A 2,123-nucleotide genomic window follows, 5' to 3' on the forward strand; every position below is an offset into this window, starting at 1 on the left:
AAAAAAATAAAAAATAATAAAAGAATTTTTTAAAAAACTATAAAGTATATATAAAACCTACGATAATTATAGTGTAAAACAAATAAATAAAATTTTGCACAGGGAAGTGCAATGTCAAAATTCAAGGAGGTACTTATTATGATAATTAACCACAATTTAAATGCTATGAATGCTCATAGAAATATGGGAATGAACACAGTTAACTCAGGAAAATCTATGGAGAAACTTTCTTCAGGATTAAGAATCAACAGAGCTGGAGATGACGCTGCTGGACTAGCTATCTCTGAAAAAATGAGAGGACAAATCAGAGGTCTTGACCAAGCTTCAAGAAATGCTCAAGATGGTATCTCAATGATACAAACAGCTGAAGGTGCGTTAAATGAAACTCACAGCATTCTTCAAAGAATGAGAGAACTTGCTGTACAAGCTGGANNGTAACGACACAAATACAGAAAGTGATAGAGGAGAAATCCAAAAGGAAATTAACCAATTAACTTCAGAAATAAATAGAATAGGAAACACAACTGAATTTAACAATCAAAGTCTTATAAAAGGAAATTCTGATATTGCAACTAAGAATACTACTGCTGGAGTTAAAGGTGAAGCAGGAGTTACAGCAATTCAAGGTAAATATGAGTTAGATGGAACTTTAACAGCGGGAAAAGTTACAATAGATGGCGAAGAGTTAACAATAACAGGAGGAACTCAAGATGAACTATATAAAAGTCTTGAGGCTGAAATAAAAGCTAATACTAAGCTAGATGGAAAATATGATGTAACAGCATATACTGATGGTGATGAAAAACTTACTTTAACTCAAGCTACAGGAAAAGAAAGTTCAAATGCTTTAAAAGCTACAGGAGTTACTGTTGCAGAAGATACAGCTGGTGTTGCTGGAAAAGCTGCAATAACTGAAGTGGCTGGAGTTGATGAAATATCAGGAGAATTAAAAGCTGGAGATATAACAATAGATGGAAAAAAATTAACAATAGTTGGTGATACTCAAGAAGAGTTATATCAATCTCTTGCAGATGAAATAGGAAAAGATACTGATTTAAATACAACATATACAGTAGGACACACAGCTGGTGAAACTAAACTTACTTTAACTCAAAATACAGGATTTGAAGGCCCAAAATCTGCAAAAGTTGAATCAGGCGATAAATCATTTGTAATGCAAGTTGGTGCTAATGAAAAACAAACAATGACTTTAGAATTTGGAGATATGAGATCAAGTAATTTAGGAATAACAGGATCAGGTAATGGATTTACTAATACTGCAACAGTTACAAATGGAACAAACAATGACAATGTTGAAAATGCATTAGATGTATCTAATTCAGCAAATGCAGGAAATGCAGTAACACTTATACAAAAAGCTATAGATAAAGTTTCTGGTGAAAGATCTAAACTTGGTGCTTACCAAAATAGATTAGAGCATACTATAAACAACTTAGGTACTTCTTCAGAGAACTTAACAGCTGCTGAATCAAGAGTTAGAGACGTTGATATGGCTAAAGAAATGATGAACTTCTCTAAAAACAACATTCTTAGCCAAGCTGCTCAAGCTATGCTTGCTCAAGCAAATCAACAACCACAAGGAGTTCTTCAATTATTAAGATAATTATAATTGATAAATTCATATATAAAACTTCCCTAGAAATAGGGAAGTTTTTTTGTGTTTATAAAAATATTATTACGATAAATATCTCCTTCAAACAATTGAGAATTGAAAATGGAAAATTGACAGAATTAATTTCTTTAATTTATTTTTGTAGGGGAGAACAGTGTTCTCCAGCTTTTATTTCATATAAGATGTTATTAAATTATATAATTAGTTGAAGATTTTCTATTGTTAATTTTCAATTGCATAAGAATTACAGCATAGTTTGGAGCAAAACCAGTGAATTTAAACTAATATTATGGAGATAAGTAATTCCACCTCTGGGGAACAGTTTAATCAATGGAAAATTGAGAATGGAAAATTGACAATTGTGGTTGAAATTAATTCTGCAAATTAATTTCTTAAATTTATATCTGTAGCGGCGAACATTGTTCGCCAGTTTCTATATCCACCCCTGGGGAACAGTAGTGAAGCCCTTTAGGGTTCCCCTGGGGTGCAG

Annotated in this window: 1 pseudogene; it reads left to right on the forward strand. The window is 32.1% G+C overall.

The annotated features are described in order from the left end of the window. Positions 1 to 138: 138 nt before the first annotated feature. Positions 139 to 1,624: pseudogene (locus tag B2W91_RS04420) on the forward strand (flagellin). Positions 1,625 to 2,123 lie beyond the last annotated feature (499 nt).

The organism is Clostridium sp. UBA6640, assembly GCF_002455975.1.
Classification (GTDB): Bacteria; Bacillota; Clostridia; order Clostridiales; family Clostridiaceae; genus Clostridium_J.